This window comes from Dyella sp. S184 (genome assembly GCF_009766065.1).
Lineage (GTDB): Bacteria > Pseudomonadota > Gammaproteobacteria > Xanthomonadales > Rhodanobacteraceae > Rhodanobacter.
Map to the genome: position 1 here is coordinate 400,756 of NZ_LMUE01000002.1, position 17,911 is coordinate 418,666.

Genomic DNA, 17,911 nt, shown 5'->3' on the forward strand with positions numbered 1-17,911 from the left:
TAAAAGAAAGCGCCCCGCAGGAAGACGCATCAATATGGGTTCAGGGGGGGAGTTGAACCGGATATCGTATTTAGCGTCGCTGCGGGGCGAGGGCCGCCGCCACTAGGGGGAGGGGAAGTGGCGTGACGGAAGAGAGTTTATGATCGACGCGATAGAGTATCCAATATATATTTAGCGAGCCATTAATACGATATCGCTATATGTTTGATTTTCGCCAGTTGCGCTACTTCGTCGCCGTCGCCGAGGAGCTGAGCTTCACCCGTGCGGCCATACGGCTGCATCTTTCCCAGCCGCCCTTGTCCCAGCAGATCCAGTCACTGGAGCAGGATCTGGGCGTGCGGCTGCTCGACCGCAACAAGCGCAATGTGGCACTGACCGAACCAGGCCGGATCTTCCTGGAACAAGCCCGGCAGGTTCTGGCCAAGGCCGACGAGGCACGCAGCCAGGTGGTTGCCGCTGCCGCCGGCTACAGTGGCCAGTTGCGGCTGGCATATACAGTCTCGGTCTCGTTTCACCCGGCACTCCCACAAGCCCTGCTGCGTCACGGCCAGATCGCGCCCAATGTCCGCATGCACCTCAGCGAGATGTACACCGAGCCACAATTCGCTGCGCTGCTGGCCGGGCAGATTGATGTCGGCTTTGTCCGCGATGAGCCGATCCATGCACAAGATGCACGCAACCTGCGCTTGAGTGTGATCGACCGCGAACCCCTGCTGCTCGCCCTGCCCTCCGGTCATCCCTTGTCCGGCCGCAGCAGCCTGCGCCTCGCCGAGGTGGCCGCCGACGCCTTTGTCTCGCAGCCACGCGAACTGGCCGCCACACTTTACGACCGGCTGGTAAAACTGGCGGACAAGGCTGGCTTCCAGCCATCGATCACCCAGCATGCGCAGCAGATCAACGGCTTGCTGGCACTGGTCGCCGCAGGCCTGGGCCTGGCACTGGTGCCGGCCAGCATGCGTGCGGTGCGCCTGTCCGGAGTGAGCTACGTGCCGCTGGAAGACGCCGATGCCTACCTGTTGCTGGCGGTAGCCAGCCGCAGCGACGACCACTCGCCAGCACTACTGCAGTTCCTGTCAACGGTCGCCGAGTCGGCTGGCGCATCGGGCTTGTGATAACCCATTCAAGCAGTTACAATTGCCTGCTTAATTTCCCGTTTGTGTCAGGAGCTGGCCGTGAAGGTGCTTAACTCTTTGAAGTCCGCCAAGGCGCGGCACCGCGATTGCAAGATTGTGCGTCGTCGCGGCAAGGTGTTCGTGATCTGCAAAAGCAATCCCCGTTTCAAGGCTCGTCAGCGCTGATCCCAGCGTAATGAGTCATGAAAAGGCCGCACATGTGCGGCCTTTTTTGTGCCCGCTATCCGGCGGCAGGCTCTTGGCGGCGCCATGGTATCGGGCGACACGACAACCAGAACAGCACCCCTGACACGGACAGCGAAACCCAGTAGTCGCTGGGTGCCGGGCCCCACCAGTGGATATGCCACGGGATGTAGCGTGGCGCGAAATGCGCCACACCATAGGCCGGGTTGAACACGAACCACAGAAAGTCCTCGGTGATCCAGAACAACATGATGCAGGCGAACACACGCGCTTCGGCGCGCCAATTCCAGCGGCCGGTGAAGATCAGCGGGAAATGGAAAAACAGTCCCATGCATGGGAAAAGCCAGGCGTGATAACCGGTCATCGGCCGGCTGCCCCAGAAAATATCCAGCAGCCAGTGATGCTCGATGCGCCAGGTCGGCAGATTCGCCGCCCAACCGGCAGCACCCTCGATCTGGATCTCCACGTTGGCAAAGAAAAAAGCCAGCAGGATAGTCCAGCCGAGCGTCAGGAGCAGTACCAGGGGACGCATGGAGACTGGCGCTTCTCCTGCAGGCAAGTGTCGTTGGTCCAGCTGATGCACGCTCAATGATCCACCGACGTAGTCGCTGACTGTTGGCCTGCAAGCTGGGCCTGCACGATCTCCAGCACACGCTGTGCTGCCTGCGGCTGACCCAGACGACGCGCACATTCACGCATCCGCGCCAGCCGCTGTGGCCCGGCCAGCAATTGACGCACCCGGTATTCAAGCGAGATCAGGTCGATCGCCTTGAGCGCCGCCCCCTGCTCCAGCACGTAGTCCGCGTTTCGTTCTTCCTGGCCGGGAACAGGTGCATAGACCACCATCGGCACGCCCATCGCAAGGCACTCGGAGGTGGTCAGCCCACCGGGCTTGGTGATCACCAGGTTGGAGCAGGCCATCAGCAGCGCCACTTCGTTGGTGAAGCCAAACGGAAACAGTCGCCCTGGATATTCCGCTGCATAAGCTTTCAGCTTGGCCAGCGCTGCCTCGTTGCGCCCGGCCAGCACGATCAGCTGGAAGTCGTATTCGAGCCGCATCAGCGCAGCTGCCACCTCGTCGAGCTTGCCGACGCCGGCACCACCGCCCATCAGCATGATGGTTTGCTTGGTCGGATCGAGGCCAAAGCGCTCGGCGCAGGCCTGGCGATCCTGCGGCTGGGTGAACTCGGGCATCACCGGAATACCGGTGGTATGGACGCGTCCCGCTTCGATGCGATTCGCCTTCATGCGGAAGGCAATTTCATCGCTGGCGGCGAAAAAGCCCGTCATGCATGGAATCACCCACATGCCATGCAGGTCGAAATCAGTAACCTGGACCCACACCGGTACCGTAAACCGCTCGCGCCGGATCTCATGCATCAGCATTTCGGCAGGCAGGAAGTGGGTGCAGACGATGGCATCAGGCGCAAACGCGTTGATCGCCTTGCGCAGATCACCCGTACCCAGTCGCTCGATCGCCCGTCGCAGTTTCTGCATCGGACCGTCGGGATCGGCCTCCGAACTGCGCTGATACAGCATGCCCCACAGTGTCGGGTAGCTGCTGATCAGCGTGATATAGAAATCGGTGTAAAGCTTGCGGAATGCGGACGGCACGTAGTCCATCGCATCCAGATGCTTGGTCTCGACATCCGGCAAGCTTGCCTCGGCAGTGAGGCGCAGTGCCTCCGCCGCACGCATGTGGCCGGCACCGGCCGAGACGCTGAGGAACAGGATCTTCTGCTGCGGCATGTCGCGGTCCAGGGTCAGGTGCCAATCGACGGAGGCGGCTACACCGCCAGCTCGTTATCATGCCGGTCGCATGCAGCGACCGGCATTTCCCTCAACACGTACTCACACTCTCACGAATAGCGCACACCGGTGATTTCGTAATGCTTGACGCCATTCGGCGCAGTGAACTCGAAGCTGTCGCCCACACTCTTGCCGATCAGTGCACGGGCAATCGGTGAAGACACCGCAATCCATCGTTGCTTGATGTCCGCCTCCAGATCGCCAACGATCTGGTAGGTCACCGCCGTCCCGCTGTCCTCATCTTCCAGATCGACGATGGCACCGAACACCACGCGGTTGCCGGGATTGAGCTGGGTAACATCGATCACTTCGGCCGTCGATAGCAGAGCCTCGAGCTGGCCGATACGACCCTCGGTGAAACTCTGCTGCTCGCGCGCGGCGTGATACTCGGCGTTTTCCTTGAGATCGCCGTGTGCGCGCGCCTCGGCAATCGCCGCGATGATGCGCGGCCGATCAACCGACTTCAGCCGCTCAAGCTCGGCGCGCAGACGCTCCGAACCCGCCTTGGTAATGGGTGCACGACTCATGCACGGAGCTCCTTGTGCAGTTCCTGCAGGCTGTGCACCTCGCCATCGCTGTGGAAATCCAGCGAATGCACGAGCGCACGGGCGCCTGCCACGGTGGTGGAATAGGTGACGCGATGCTGCAGGGCTTCGCGCCGGATAGAGAACGAGTCGGCGATCGCCTGCTTGCCCTCGGTAGTGTTGACGATATACACGATCTCGCCGTTCTTGATCAGGTCGACGATGTGCGGCCTCCCCTCGAGCACCTTGTTGATGCGCTCGCAGACGACACCATGTTCGGCCAGATAACTGGCGGTACCTGCGGTCGCCACCAGGTTGAAGCCGCGCGCGATGATTTCCTTGGCCACCGGCAGCAGCCGATCCTTGTCGCCATCCCGCACGGACAGGAATGCCTTGCCCACGGTCGGCGGCCTGATGCCGGCCGCCTCGTGGCCGCGTGCGAACGCGGCGCCAAAGCTGCGACCCACACCCATCACTTCACCGGTCGAGCGCATCTCGGGCCCGAGGATCGGGTCGACGTTCTGGAACTTCAGGAACGGGAAGATCGCTTCCTTCACCGAGTAATACGCGGGGATCACTTCGCGCGTCGCTCCCAGACTGGCCAGTGTGCGGCCGGCCATCACGCGGGCAGCGATCTTGGCCAGCGGTACACCGGTAGCCTTGGAAACGAACGGCACCGTACGCGAGGCGCGCGGATTCACTTCCAGGATGAACACGGTATCGCCTTGGATCGCGAACTGCGTGTTCATCAGGCCGATGACCTTCAGCTCCCTCGCCATCGCAGCCACCTGATGGCGCAGCTCGTCCTGGATCTCGGCCGACAGTGAATACGGCGGCAGCGAGCAGGACGAGTCGCCCGAGTGCACGCCAGCCTCCTCGATATGCTCCATGATGCCGCCGATGAGGACATTGCCTTCGGCATCGGCGATCACGTCCACATCCACCTCGACCGCATGATCGAGGAAGCGATCGAGCAGCACCGGTGAATCGTTGGAGACTTTCACCGCATCGCGGATGTAACGCGACAGATCGGCGTCGTCATGCACCACTTCCATCGCGCGGCCGCCGAGCACATAGCTCGGCCGCACGACCAGCGGATAACCGATCTCGCGGGCCAGCGCCAGCGCTTCGTCGGCATTGCGCGCAGTGCGGTTCGGCGGCTGCTTCAGGCCGATCTTTTCGATCATCTGCTGGAAGCGTTCGCGATCTTCAGCCAGATCGATGCTGTCCGGGCTGGTGCCGATGATCGGCACGCCGGCCGCTTCCAGCGCGCGCGCCAGTTTCAGCGGGGTCTGCCCACCGTACTGCACGATCACGCCCTTCGGCTTTTCCAGATGGACGATTTCCAGCACGTCCTCCAGCGTCAGCGGTTCGAAGTACAAACGATCGGAGGTGTCGTAATCGGTCGAGACGGTTTCCGGATTGCAGTTGACCATGATGGTCTCGTAGCCATCCTCACGGAGCGCCAGCGAGGCATGCACGCAGCAATAGTCGAACTCGATGCCTTGGCCGATGCGGTTCGGGCCACCGCCGAGCACGATGATCTTGTCGCGACCGGTCGGATTTGCCTCGCACTCTTCCTCGTAGGTCGAATACATGTAGGCGGTACTGGTGGCGAACTCGGCCGCGCACGAATCCACCCGCTTGTACACCGGGCGCACGCCGAGCGTGTGGCGCAGATGGCGCACCGCGGCCTCATCGGTATTGAGCAGTTCGGCCACCCGCGCATCGGCGAAACCGAGCCGCTTGAGTTCGCGCATGCGCGGCTCGTCGAGCGCAGTCAGCCCCTGCTTGATGACTTCCGCCTCGGTCAGCACGATGTCCTCGAACGCGGCGAGGAACCATGGATCGACCCTGCTCAGGTTGTGTACTTCTTCCAGCGACAGGCCGGCGCGGAACGCATCGGCCAGATGGAAAACGCGGTCCGGTCGCGGCTCGCGCAGTTCGCGCTTGAGTACCGCCAGACCATCTTCGGTCGTGATGTCCAGCCCGGTCGGGTTGAGGCCGGTCTTGCCGATCTCCAGCCCGCGCAGCGCTTTCTGCAATGACTCATGGAAGCTGCGGCCAATCGCCATCACTTCGCCCACCGATTTCATCTGGGTGGTGAGTCGGGCATCGGCGGTCGGGAATTTCTCGAACGCGAAACGCGGAATCTTGGTGACCACGTAGTCGATCGACGGCTCGAACGAGGCCGGAGTCAGACCACCGGTGATGTCGTTCTTCAATTCATCGAGCGTGTAGCCGACAGCCAGCTTGGCGGCGATCTTGGCGATCGGGAAACCGGTCGCCTTCGACGCCAGCGCGGACGAACGCGACACGCGCGGATTCATCTCGATGACGACGACGCGGCCATTCTCGGCATTGATGCCGAACTGCACGTTGGAGCCACCGGTATCCACGCCGATCTTGCGCAGCACCGCGATCGAGGCATCGCGCAGGCGCTGGTATTCCTTGTCGGTGAGCGTCTGTGCCGGCGCCACGGTGATCGAGTCGCCCGTGTGCACGCCCATCGGATCGAGGTTCTCGATCGAGCAGACGATGATGCAGTTGTCCGCGGTGTCGCGAACCACTTCCATCTCGAATTCTTTCCAGCCCAGTACGGACTCTTCGACCAGCACCTCACCCACCGGTGAGAGTTCCAGACCGCGCTTGACGATCTCCTCGAACTCTTCCTTGTTGTAAGCGATGCCGCCACCGGAGCCACCGAGCGTGAAGCTCGGGCGGATGACAGTCGGGAAACCGACCTTGGCCTGTGTCACCAGCGCCTGTTCGAACGTGCGCACGACTTCGGCTTTCGGGCAATCCAGCCCGATCTCGGCCATCGCCACACGGAACAACTCGCGGTCCTCGGCCATGCGGATCGCTTCGCGCGAGGCGCCGATCAGCTCGACGTTGTACTTCTCCAGCACACCGTGGTCGGCCAGATCGAGCACGCAGTTCAGGCCGGTCTGACCGCCCATCGTCGGCAACACCGCATCCGGGCGCTCCTTCGCGATGATGCGCTCCACCGTCTGCCAGTTGATCGGCTCGATATAGACCGCGTCGGCGGTCTCCGGGTCGGTCATGATCGTGGCGGGATTGGAGTTCACCAGGATCACCCGGTAGCCCTCTTCCTTCAGCGCCTTGCAGGCCTGTGCGCCGGAGTAGTCAAACTCGCAGGCCTGGCCGATCACGATCGGGCCAGCGCCGATGATGAGGATGCTCTTGATATCGGTACGCTTGGCCATCTCAGCGGGCCTCCTGCATGAGTGCGGCGAAACGTTTGAACAGGTAGCCAATGTCGAGCGGGCCGGGACTCGCTTCCGGATGACCCTGGAAGCAGAACGCCGGACGGTCGGTCAGCGCGAAGCCCTGCAGCGAGCCATCGAACAACGAGGTATGCGTCACCCGCACATTTGGCGGCAATGTCACCGGGTCAACCGCAAAGCCATGATTCTGCGAAGTGATCAGCACGCGGCCGTCATCGTGATCCTTCACTGGATGGTTGGCGCCGTGATGGCCGAATTTCATCTTCAGCGTCTTCGCGCCCAGCGCCAGACCCATCAACTGATGACCGAGGCAGATGCCAAACAGCGGAATCTTCGCGTCCAGCAGCTCGCGTGTGGCAACGATCGCGTAATCACAGGCCGCCGGATCACCCGGACCGTTGGACAGGAATACCCCATCCGGCTTCATCGCCAGCACTTGGGCCGCAGGTGTCTGCGCCGGCACCACGGTGACCTCGCAACCCTGTTCGGCCAGCAAGCGCAGGATGTTGAGTTTGGTACCGAAGTCGTAGGCAACCACTTTGAAACGCGTCGCCGGTTGATTGAATTCGGTGCGGTCCAGGTCATAAACGCCCTGCTTCCACACATACGGCTTGACCGTGCTGACCACCTTGGCCAGATCCATCCCGTTCAAGCCAGGGAAGGCGCGTGCCTTGGCGAATGCAGCTTCGGCGTCGATCTGCTCGCCCGCCACGATGCAGCCGGCCAGCGCACCCTTGTCGCGCAGGATACGGGTCAGCCGGCGGGTATCGATGCCGGCAATGGCGACTGTGCCGTGGCGCTTCAGGTAATCGGGCAGGCTTTCGTTGCTGCGCCAGCTGCTGGCCCGGCGCGGGACATCACGCACGATCAGTCCGGCGGCATGCACGGCCGTGGATTCGACATCCTCGGCGTTGACGCCGGTATTGCCGATATGTGGATAGGTCAGCGTGACGATCTGGCGCGAATAGGAAGGATCCGTGAGGATCTCCTGGTAACCGGTCATTGCGGTGTTGAAGACCACTTCGCCAACGGTTTCGCCAGTCGCGCCAACGGCATGACCATGGAACAGGCTGCCGTCTTCGAGGGCGAGCAGAGCAGGAATAGGCATACAGTAACCGCCTTTTAGATGCAGCAGAGTCCGCAAGCCGCACGATTGCTGGCTTGTGGAGCTTGGAAAGGAAAGGATCAGGGCGGGTGGAAATGATAAGTGGCGGCGCCGTTTCTGTCCACCTCACGGAGTATGAATCGTGCGTTTCAACGCCAGTACACGCCGATCTGCCGGCGTTACACTAAGCAACATTTCAATGGAGTTGAATGCGCCATGAGTGCTGCTGTCATGAGTGCCGCCGTCCTGCTCGATCCCGCCAGGCTCGATCGCCCGGACACGACGGTACAGCAACACCCCTTCCCGTTCATGGTTGCCCACGGCCAGCTGCCGGACGAGGCACGCAGCGACCTTGATCGCGATTTCCCACGCTACAGCAGCGCCGGCTTCTTCCCCTACGACCCGAGCGATTGCGGCCCGTCGGTCAATGCTCTGATCGATGGCATGACTTCACCGGCATTCGCCAGTGCTGTCGGCCAGCACCTGGGCATCGACAACCTCGCCCAGTATCCGACCCTGGTCACCTTGTGCCGCCTGCTCAACAAGCGGCACGGCACCATCCATACCGACAGCAAGTCCAAGGTGGCCACGGCGCTGATCTATCTGAACACGCAATGGCCTGACACCAGCGATGGCTGCCTGCGCTTCCTGCACAAGATCGACGACATCGACAGCATCGTGACGCCAGAACTGATCCCGCTCTACGGCGAGTTTGCTGTCTTCAAGCGCTGCGAAAACTCTTTCCATGGTCACTTGCCCTACGAGGGTGAACGGCGGGTCATCCAGGTCGCGTGGCTCACCAGCGAAGAAGAGAAGCTGCGCAAGACGAAACGCGGCAAGTTCTCGCGGGCATTCAAGAAGTTGTTCGGCAATCTGGACACCAAGCTGGGAGCCAAGCGCGACCGCAACGCCTCGCATCGAGACTGAATACGGCGCCTGATTTCACTGGCTGGCAAAATGCCAGCCGACAAATGCGGCAAACACGCCATACAGCAAGCCGACCGGCAGCAACCAGCGCGCATCGACCCGGCCGCGCTGGAACAGCCACCACAGATATACGATGGCGATCGCAGTCGTCACGCCAGCCACGATCAATGGCGCATCGAACAGCCATGGCGTGGCGAACAGGGCCAGCGAGCTGGGGATGGTGGCCTGGATCATCATCGCACCGGAAATATTCGCCAGTGCGAGGCGCTCCTTGCCCTGGCGCACCCAGATCAACGCGTTGATGGTTTCCGGCAATTCCGTCGCGACGGGACTCAGTACGAGCGCCACCAGATGCGGTGGCAGCGCGAATGCAACGCCAATCGCCTCGAGCTGGCTGACAAACAACCGCGACGCAGCTGCAATCACCAGCAAGGCTGCCACGGTCTGCCCCGCCACCCAGCGCAGTGCGGGATCAGCATCCTGTGGGCGAAACTTCAGCGGCTCGAGTATCTCTTCTTCAGGCACGCTGTCGCTGCTGCGCACCTCGCGCCACACGTACATCGCATAGGCGGCCAGAAACAGCACGCCAAACCACGGCTTGATCGCAAATACGACCAGCCCCAGACCCATCTTGACCACGAAAATCGCGAGGAACCACGATTGGTCACGCGCCAGTCGCCGATGATCGACACGAATGATGCGATCTGGGCGCTTGAGTCTTCTCAAGTTGAACCATAGCGCCGCACCTACTACCGCATAGGCGATCGTCGCCAGCACCAAGGGACCACCCAGTGCTGCGCCTACGCCGATATCGCGAGCTTCGGGCGTTTTGCCGAAGATCACCGCGACAAAGGTCACCGCGCTTTCCGGGAGTGCCGTACCGAACGCAGCCAGCACCGTACCGGTCGCGGTTGCACCCAGCTTGAGCTTCTGCCCAAACCATTCGACCCCGTTGACGAAGTACTCGCAGGCGAGATAGATCGCGCCAGCGGAGCCGATGAACAGACACAGGGTAATCAACATGGAATGCACGCGGGCCGGGCGAGCGGGATAACCGATGGCTCAACGACACCGCTCGCCCGGCCGGGTAAGCATGTCGATGGCCAAAGGTCTCGCCGGGCAGAACCGCCGCCTGACGGCGACGACTGCTGTTCGCACCATGGCACCGGAAACAGCTGGCGACCAAGTATGTTGATGCGAACGCCTCTGGGGACGAGGCAGGCTACTCCCCAATGACAACGCGTCGATGCTAACGGCAGCAACGGTGCGATACAAGCTGATGCTGGCGAACCGTGACTCAGTGCGGCGTGGCGATCACGTCATCCAGCTGCCATTGCCCAGGCGCACGACCCACCAGCCAATGCGCCGCCTGCAAGGCGCCTCGCGCGAAAATCGAACGGTCAGTGGCACGATGGCCCAGCTCCAGCCGTTCGCCCTGACCGATCAACATGGCCATATGCTCGCCAACGATATCGCCGCCACGTACCACCGCGAAACCGATGCTGCCATCGACGCGTTTGCCCGTCTGGCCTTCGCGGCTGTACACCGCCGCCGCTTCCAGCGTGGTGTGGCGCGCAGCAGCAGCGGCATGGCCGAGCGCCAGCGCGGTACCGGACGGCGCGTCCTGCTTGCGGCCATGATGTGCCTCGACGATCTCCAGATCCCAACCTGGCAGCGCGGCAGCAGCTTCACGCAGCAGCCGCTTCAGCAGCACCACGCCGAGACTGAAATTTGCCGCACGCAGGATCGCTATCCGCTTGCTGGCGTCGGCAAGTCGCGTTTCCAGTGCAGCGTCGATACCCGTGGTGCCGCTCACCAGGGCGGTGCCGTGCATCAGGCAATAGTCCAGCGCCGTCGCAAGAGCTGCCGGTCCGCTGAAGTCGATGACGACATCCGGCGCCGGCGCATGCATCCAGTCATGCGCGTAACGCAATGAATCGGCACGGCCCACAAACACGGGCTGACCCGTGTGGGCCGAACCGGGCGCCACCATCGCATGCACCAGCTCGAAGCGCGTGTCGTCACCGAGCAGGCTCAGCAACGCACGCCCCATGCGGCCAGAGGCGCCACTGATGGCGAGGCGAAGAGGTCGGGACATCAGCAAACTCCAGTCGGAAACGTCGATCGGCACATCATGCTACCGCGTGCGCCGCTGGCATCACGCAGTAACTTTGGACCAGAACTGCTTCACGCCATCGACCCAGCCTTTCGCGCGCGGGGTGTGCTTGTCGGCATCGCTGCCGCCGAAGGTGGCTTCCAGCGATTCGAGCAGCTCGCGCTGCTGCTTGGTCAGCCGCACTGGGGTTTCCACCACCACGCGACAGATCAGATCACCATGACGGCTGCTGCGCACCGACTTGACTCCACGACCGCGCAGGCGGAACTGGGTGCCAGTCTGTGTTTCGGACGGAATGCTGATGGGTACCTCGCCTTCCAGCGTCGGCACCGGAAGCTCGGCACCCAGGGCAGCCTGGGAGAAACGGATCGGCAGTTCGCAGTACAGATCATTGCCTTCGCGCTGGAAGATCGCGTGCTCGCGCACCTGCACTTCCACATACAGGTCGCCAGCCGGGGTACCGGATGGGCCAGCTTCGCCCTGCCCGGTCAGACGGATGCGATCGCCGTTGTCGACACCTTCGGGAATCTGCACCGACAGCGTACGGGTTTCCTCGATCCGACCTTCGCCATGGCACTTTTTGCACGGCTTCTCGATCGCCTGGCCGGTGCCACCGCAATGCGGGCAAGCCTGCTGGATCGAGAAGATGCCGTTCTGCATGCGCACCTGGCCGTGACCGTGGCAGGTCTTGCACTTGCTGACTTTGCCGTCTTCCGAGCCACTGCCATTGCAATGGTGGCAATTGACCTGGGTCGGTATCTCGATCTGCCGGCTGACGCCGAAGACCGCTTCTTCCAGGTCCAGCTCCATGATGTAGCGCAGGTCGGCACCACGCCGCGGGCGACCGCGACCGCCGCCGTTCCTGCCGAAGATGTCACCAAAAATATCGCCAAAAATATCGCCAACGTCGCCGAAACCGGCACCACCGCGGCCGCCCATGCCGTGTTCGAACGCAGCGTGGCCATGCTGGTCGTACATCTGGCGTTTCTGCGCGTCGGACAGCACCTCGTAGGCCTCCTTGGCCTCCTTGAATTTCTCCTGCGCGTGCGGATCGTCCGGGCAGCGGTCCGGGTGGTACTTCATCGCCAACCGACGGAAGGACTTCTTCAGCTCGATCTCGGTGACGGTACGTTCGACACCCAGTACTTCGTAATAGTCACGCTTGCTCATTCACCTATCCACACTGCTTGTCACGCCCCTGCATGGAACCAGTCGTTCCATGTCCTGCATTCTCTCAACAAACAGCCCACGCCTGGAATTCCGGACGCGGGCTGCCGAATCGACCATGTCAATAACGCTATCGATTACTTCTTGTCGTCCTTAACCTCGGTGAACTCGGCGTCGACCACATCGTCCGGTTGAGCCGAACCATGCGGCCCTGCCTGCGGACCGGCATCAGCCTGGCCGCCGCCCTGTGCCGCCGCCTGAAGTGCCTGCGCGGCCTGCTCCAACTTCTCGACCTTGGCCTCGATCGCAGTCTTGTCGTCGCTGTCCTTGACCTTTTCCAGATCGGACAACGCGCCTTCGATCACCGAGAGCTGATCGGGCGGCACCTTGCCACCATGCTCTTTCAGCGCGCTGCGGGTGGCATGCACCAACTGATCGGCCTTGTTGCGGGTGGCTACCAGTTCATGGAACTTCTTGTCCTCTTCCTTGTTCGCCTCGGCATCGGCAACCATCCGCTGGATCTCGTCCTCGGACAGGCCCGAACCGGCCTTGATCTCGATCTTCTGTTCCTTGCCGGTCTTCTTGTCCTTGGCCGACACATGCAGGATACCGTTGGCGTCGATGTCGAAGGTCACTTCGATCTGCGGCTGGCCACGCGGTGCGGCGTCGATGCCGGACAGGTCGAACTTGCCCAGCGACTTGTTCGCGCTGGCGCGCTCGCGCTCACCCTGCAGCACGTGCACGGTCACCGCGGTCTGGTTGTCATCGGCGGTGGAAAACGTCTGCGCGGCCTTGGTCGGCACCGTGGTGTTCTTCTCGATCAGCTTGGTCATCACACCACCCATCGTCTCGATACCGAGCGACAGTGGGGTGACGTCGAGCAGCAGCACGTCCTTGACGGTACCGCCCAGCACACCGCCCTGGATCGCTGCGCCGACGGCGACAGCTTCGTCCGGATTGACGTCCTTGCGCGGCTCCTTCCCAAAGAAGTCCTTCACCGACTCCTGCACCTTCGGCATGCGGGTCTGGCCACCGACGAGGATCACCTCATTGATATCGGATACACGCAGACCGGCATCGTTGAGTGCCGTACGGCACGGCTCGATGGTGCGCTTGATCAGCTCGTCCACCAGCGATTCCAGCTTGGCGCGGGTCAGCTTGATGTTCAGATGCTTCGGACCGGAAGCGTCCGCTGTCACGTACGGCAGGTTCACGTCGGTCTGATGATTGGAGGACAGCTCGATCTTCGCGCGCTCGGCCGCATCCTTCAGGCGCTGCAGTGCCAACGGATCCTTGCGCAGGTCGATGCCCTGCTCCTTGTTGAATTCATCGACGAGGTAGTCGATGACGCGCATGTCGAAGTCTTCGCCACCGAGGAACGTATCGCCGTTCGTCGCCAGCACTTCGAACTGCTTCTCGCCGTCGACTTCCGCGATCTCGATGATCGACACGTCGAACGTGCCGCCGCCAAGGTCGTACACCGCGATCTTGCGGTCGCCACCCTTCTTGTCCATGCCATAGGCCAGCGCGGCCGCGGTCGGCTCGTTGATGATGCGCTTGACGTCGAGGCCGGCAATCTTGCCGGCGTCCTTGGTCGCCTGGCGCTGGCTGTCGTTGAAGTACGCCGGCACCGTGATCACCGCCTCGGTGACCGGCTCGCCGAGATAGTCCTCGGCGGTTTTCTTCATCTTCATCAGCACCTTGGCGGCGATCTCCTGCGGCGCCATCTTCTTGCCGTCGGAGGTCTCGACCCAGGCGTCGCCGTTGTCGTGCGCGACGATCTTGTACGGAACGATGTGCAGGTCTTTCTGCACCTCGGCATCGGTGAACTTGCGGCCGATCAGGCGCTTCACCGCATAAAAGGTGTTCTTGGGGTTGGTCACGCTCTGGCGCTTGGCCGAGGCGCCCACCAGGACTTCACCGTCTTTGTTGAAGGCGACGATGGACGGCGTGGTGCGATCGCCTTCCGAATTCTCAATGACCTTCGCCGTGCTGCCGTCCATCACGGACACGCAGGAGTTGGTGGTGCCCAGGTCGATACCGATGATCTTGCCCATGTGTAAGCTCCAAGTCTTTGCGGCCCCCGTGGCCGCGATGGTTTTCAGATGGGGGTCTGGTCTGCCGATTCAATGCCGACCAGGCCCCGGATGCGATTTCGTGGTGTTTACCGGCGCCCCGTTCAGGCTGGCGCCAGCAAGAAAATTTCAGTCCTTGGCCACCGCGACCAGAGCTGGACGCAGCAACCGGTCGTTCAGCACGTAGCCTTTCTGCAGCACGCTGACCACCGTGCCCGCTGCCTTGCCTGGTGCGTCGACCATGCTCACGGCGTGATGACGGTCCGGGTCGAGCGGCTGGCCGAGCGGGTCGATCTGCGACATGCCGTTGTTCTCGGCCACTTTCAGCAACGACTTCAAGGTCAGGCTGATGCCCTCGCGCATCGAGGCGATATCGCCACCCTCCACTGCGAGGCCGCTCTCCAGCCCGTCGTAGACCGGCAGCAACTCATTCAGCAGCTTCTCATTGGCGAAGCGGCGCGCCTGTTCCACATCGCGATGCAGCCGACGGCGCTGGTTCTCGATCTCGGCCTTCTCGCGCAGCACGGTCTCACGCAACTCGGCATTGCCTGCTTCCAGCTCGGCCACGCGAGCCTGCAAGCTGCTGAGTTCGCTCGTCGAAGATTCCGCCGAAGAACCCTGATCGTGTGCCTCTTCGTGCGACTGAGGATCGTTGTTATGCATGCATCACTCCAAACGAAAGTCCGTGGCCAACACGAATGCCGGCCTTACATTTTTTGCGAGAATCCCGCTTCCCGTTGCGGTTATAGGGTCGTGGCGGCGCGATTCAAGGCGTCGCTGAGCAATCCGGCAGTCGCCTGGACCACCGGGATCACCCGTTCATAAGCCATCCGGGTCGGTCCGATCACCCCCACCGCGCCCAGCACACGCCCCTGCGCGCCGTAACTGGCGGTGACCACGCTACAGCCATCGAGCGCCGTGAAACCGGACTCCTCGCCGATGAACAGCCTGACGCCGGGCGCCTTGGCACAGACCTCCATCAATTGCAGCAGCTCATTCTTCTGCTGGAACGCATCGAACAGTTCGCGCAAGCGTTGCAGGTCGGCCAGTTCCGAATAGGCCATCAGGTTGGTCTGGCCACTGACCAGCACGTCCGTGCCGCCTGCCTGCGGTGCAAATGAGGCGGTGGCCAGCTCCATCGTGCTGGCAAGCAACCGGTTGAGCTCGCTGCCGGCCTCGCGCAATTCGGCCAGCAGGTGGGCGCGGATGTCATCCACGCGCAAGCCGGCAAACTGGCTGTTGAGGTAATTCGCGGCCTGCTCCAGCTCATGGCTGTGCAGCGGCTTGGCCAGTTGCACGATACGGTTCTGCACCTGGTTGTCGGTAAACACCAGGATCACCAGCACTCGGGCATCCGGCAGTGGCACAAAATCGATGTGACGCAGCGGAAAATCGACCTGACGCGGCACCGTGACCACGCCGGCAAAGCGGGTCATCGCCGACAGCAGGGCTGAAGCATTGCCGAGCAGGTCGAGCGTGGTGGTCGGCCCCGGCGGCAGTTCACGCTGCAGTCGCGCCATTTCCTCATGCGGCAATGGTTTCAATTCGAGCAGGCTGTCGACGAACAGACGCAGCCCGCGCGGTGTCGGCACGCGCCCGGCCGAGGTATGCGGCGAGGAAACCAGGCCAGCATCTTCGAGGTCAGCCATGATGTTGCGGATGGTGGCCGGGCTGACATCCAGCCCCGACGAACGCGACAGCGTGCGTGAGCCTACCGGCTCACCGTCGACCAGATACTGGGCGATCAGCGTACGCAACAGGCGCCGCGTACGGGCATCGAGATCGTGGCCAAGCGGGTTGATCATGCGCTGCGGTGATCCATGTGTTGCAATCCTTGAGACCCGACAGAAATAAGGTCTGCGCGCGCGGCTTGCAAGTGGAAGCTGTGTTTTGCGCCACCGGCCTGCCGTTACAATCCCTCGACCCCACCACCTGCCTGCCCATGCTCACTTCGCTCTACGTTCGTCATTTTGCCGTCGTCGAAGCCGCCGAGATCGCGTTCGGCCCGGGCCTGACCGTGGTCAGCGGCGAAACCGGCGCCGGCAAATCACTGCTGGTCGACGCCTTGATGCTGCTGGCTGGGGCTCGCGCCGACAGTGGCATGGTGCGCGCCGGCAGCGACCGGGCCGAGCTTGCCGCCGAGTTTGACCTGGCCGAGCTGCCTGAAGCCCGCGACTGGTTGCAACGCGAGGAGCTGGACGAGGATGGTGTGTGTCAGCTGCGGCGGGTGATCCGTACCGAAGGCAGTTCCAAGGCATGGATCAACGGCCGCCCGGCGAACACCCGTCAGCTCGGTGAGCTGGCTTCGCTGCTGGTCGAGATCCACGGCCAGCACGAGCATCAGGCGCTGCTGTCGCGTTCGCACCAGATGAGCCTGCTCGACGCCTATGCAGGCCACGAAGTGCTGCTGGCCCAGGTGCGCGACAGTGCGCTGCAATGGCGTGAGCTCGGTGCACGCATGCGCAAATTGAGCGGTGGCGAGGATCGCGAACAACGCATCGAGCTGCTGCGCCACGAACTGGGCGAACTCGAAAAATGGGTGCTGCCGGCAACCGAACTGACTGAGCTCGAGGCAAACCACCGGCGCCTCGCCAATGCCGGACGACTGGCCGAAGGAGCTGCCGGCGTGGTCGAACTGCTCGACGGCGACAGCGAATTCGCACTGCGGCGCGCACTCGGTCGCGCCCACTCCGAGCTGGGCAAGCTCGCTGCGCTGGATGACAAGCTGTCGCCACTATTGGAGCTCCTCGATAACGCCACCATCGAACTTGGCGAAGCGGCGGACGGCCTGGGCCGCTATGCGCAGGATGTCGACCTCGACCCGGAACGCTATACGGAAGTGGACAACCACCTGGGCCGCCTGCACGAGCTGTCGCGCCGGCATCGGCTGCCGGTTGCCGAACTGCACGACAAGTTGGCCGGGCTGCGTACGGAGCTGGCCGAACTGGAGGGCGCTGGCGATGCACTGGATCAACTGGCCGCACAACGCCAGCGCCTGCAGCACGACCACGCGAGCGCGGCGGCCGAGCTCAGCGTGGCGCGTGCGACCGCCGCCAGTCGATTGGACACCGAGGTCAGCATCCTGATGGCCGAGCTGGGCATGGCTGGTGGCCAGTTGAAGATTGAGCTGGAGACGGTTGCCAGCGACGAACCGGACCCGCAGGGCCGCGAGCGGTGCGAACTGCTGGTCAGCGCCAATCCGGGCCAACCTCCGCGGCCATTGCGCAAGGTAGCCTCCGGTGGCGAACTGGCGCGTATCAGCCTTGCGATCGAGGTCGCCACGCTGGGCAAGGACACCGTCGGCAGCATGATCTTCGACGAGGTGGACACCGGCATCGGCGGCGCCGTGGCCGAAGTGGTCGGACAGAAGCTCCGTGCGCTGGGCGGCCAACGCCAGGTGCTATGCGTCACCCATCTGCCGCAGGTGGCTGCGCAAGGTCACGCCCATCTGCTGGTGAGCAAGCACAGCGATGGCGACTCCACCCACACGCGCATCGATCGGCTCGATGCCGGCGGCCGTCGTGACGAACTGGCGCGCATGCTGGGCGGCGTCGAGATCACCCGCGAAACCCGCGCGCATGCAAAACAGATGCTGGAACGGGCACAGACCGCTTGATCGGCATG

15 protein-coding genes and 1 riboswitch are annotated in these 17,911 nt (G+C 62.7%); of the genes, 4 read left to right on the plus strand and 11 right to left on the minus strand.

Features of this window, described 5'->3' with window-relative positions; all coding sequences use genetic code 11:
* The first annotated feature begins 200 nt into the window (after positions 1-200).
* Together GSQ75_RS01720 and ykgO are read left to right on the plus strand one after the other, a co-directional pair.
* A complete protein-coding gene (locus tag GSQ75_RS01720; RefSeq protein WP_158752810.1) occupies positions 201-1,112 on the plus strand; it encodes a LysR substrate-binding domain-containing protein in 912 nt (303 codons plus the stop codon).
* A gap of 60 nt (positions 1,113-1,172) precedes the next feature.
* On the plus strand, positions 1,173-1,298 hold the full coding sequence (gene ykgO, locus GSQ75_RS01725; protein ID WP_007080705.1) for a type B 50S ribosomal protein L36: 126 nt from the start codon (positions 1,173-1,175) through the stop codon (positions 1,296-1,298).
* Between the two features lie 55 nt (positions 1,299-1,353).
* Here the strand turns inward: ykgO and GSQ75_RS01730 are convergent, their stop codons facing one another.
* The 5 genes from GSQ75_RS01730 to carA form a co-directional block, all read right to left on the minus strand.
* Entirely contained in the window at positions 1,354-1,848 is a 495-nt protein-coding gene (locus GSQ75_RS01730; protein ID WP_158752811.1) for a hypothetical protein, read from the minus strand.
* Positions 1,849-1,901: 53 nt separating this feature from the next.
* Positions 1,902-3,065 carry a glycosyltransferase gene (locus GSQ75_RS01735; RefSeq protein WP_158752812.1) on the minus strand — a complete coding sequence of 388 codons (1,164 nt, stop codon included), beginning with the start codon at positions 3,063-3,065 and terminating at the stop codon, positions 1,902-1,904.
* A 110-nt stretch (positions 3,066-3,175) separates the two neighbouring features.
* Positions 3,176-3,652: a transcription elongation factor GreA gene (greA, locus tag GSQ75_RS01740; protein WP_077444260.1), complete on the minus strand. Its 477-nt coding sequence runs from the start codon at positions 3,650-3,652 to the stop codon at positions 3,176-3,178.
* The gene (gene carB / locus GSQ75_RS01745; protein ID WP_158752813.1) at positions 3,649-6,876 is read right to left on the minus strand and encodes a carbamoyl-phosphate synthase large subunit; all 3,228 of its coding nucleotides are present in this window, start codon (positions 6,874-6,876) and stop codon (positions 3,649-3,651) included. Before carB ends, greA begins: the two co-directional genes overlap by 4 nt.
* 1 nt (position 6,877) lies before the next feature.
* Positions 6,878-8,005, minus strand: coding sequence for a glutamine-hydrolyzing carbamoyl-phosphate synthase small subunit (carA, locus tag GSQ75_RS01750; protein ID WP_158752814.1), 1,128 nt, complete (start codon positions 8,003-8,005; stop codon positions 6,878-6,880).
* A 228-nt stretch (positions 8,006-8,233) separates the two neighbouring features.
* Between carA and GSQ75_RS01755 the strand changes: the two genes are divergently transcribed.
* Entirely contained in the window at positions 8,234-8,929 is a 696-nt protein-coding gene (locus GSQ75_RS01755) for a 2OG-Fe(II) oxygenase (protein WP_158753859.1), read from the plus strand.
* Between the two features lie 15 nt (positions 8,930-8,944).
* On the opposite strand, the gene GSQ75_RS01760 is transcribed toward GSQ75_RS01755, so the two are convergent.
* The 6 genes from GSQ75_RS01760 to hrcA form a co-directional block, all read right to left on the minus strand.
* The gene (locus tag GSQ75_RS01760) at positions 8,945-9,952 is read right to left on the minus strand and encodes a sodium:calcium antiporter (protein ID WP_158752815.1); all 1,008 of its coding nucleotides are present in this window, start codon (positions 9,950-9,952) and stop codon (positions 8,945-8,947) included.
* Between the two features lie 67 nt (positions 9,953-10,019).
* Positions 10,020-10,172, minus strand: a riboswitch (yybP-ykoY riboswitch).
* Positions 10,173-10,226: 54 nt separating this feature from the next.
* On the minus strand, positions 10,227-11,027 hold the full coding sequence (gene dapB / locus GSQ75_RS01765) for a 4-hydroxy-tetrahydrodipicolinate reductase (protein WP_158752816.1): 801 nt from the start codon (positions 11,025-11,027) through the stop codon (positions 10,227-10,229).
* Positions 11,028-11,087: 60 nt separating this feature from the next.
* On the minus strand, positions 11,088-12,215 hold the full coding sequence (gene dnaJ, locus GSQ75_RS01770) for a molecular chaperone DnaJ (RefSeq protein WP_158752817.1): 1,128 nt from the start codon (positions 12,213-12,215) through the stop codon (positions 11,088-11,090).
* A gap of 134 nt (positions 12,216-12,349) precedes the next feature.
* A complete protein-coding gene (dnaK, locus tag GSQ75_RS01775; protein ID WP_158752818.1) occupies positions 12,350-14,269 on the minus strand; it encodes a molecular chaperone DnaK in 1,920 nt (639 codons plus the stop codon).
* Positions 14,270-14,416: 147 nt separating this feature from the next.
* The gene (gene grpE / locus GSQ75_RS01780; RefSeq protein ID WP_158752819.1) at positions 14,417-14,950 is read right to left on the minus strand and encodes a nucleotide exchange factor GrpE; all 534 of its coding nucleotides are present in this window, start codon (positions 14,948-14,950) and stop codon (positions 14,417-14,419) included.
* An 80-nt stretch (positions 14,951-15,030) separates the two neighbouring features.
* The gene (gene hrcA / locus GSQ75_RS01785; RefSeq protein ID WP_158752820.1) at positions 15,031-16,092 is read right to left on the minus strand and encodes a heat-inducible transcriptional repressor HrcA; all 1,062 of its coding nucleotides are present in this window, start codon (positions 16,090-16,092) and stop codon (positions 15,031-15,033) included.
* Between the two features lie 137 nt (positions 16,093-16,229).
* Between hrcA and recN the strand changes: the two genes are divergently transcribed.
* Entirely contained in the window at positions 16,230-17,903 is a 1,674-nt protein-coding gene (recN, locus tag GSQ75_RS01790) for a DNA repair protein RecN (protein ID WP_158753860.1), read from the plus strand.
* The last annotated feature ends 8 nt before the right edge of the window (positions 17,904-17,911 follow it).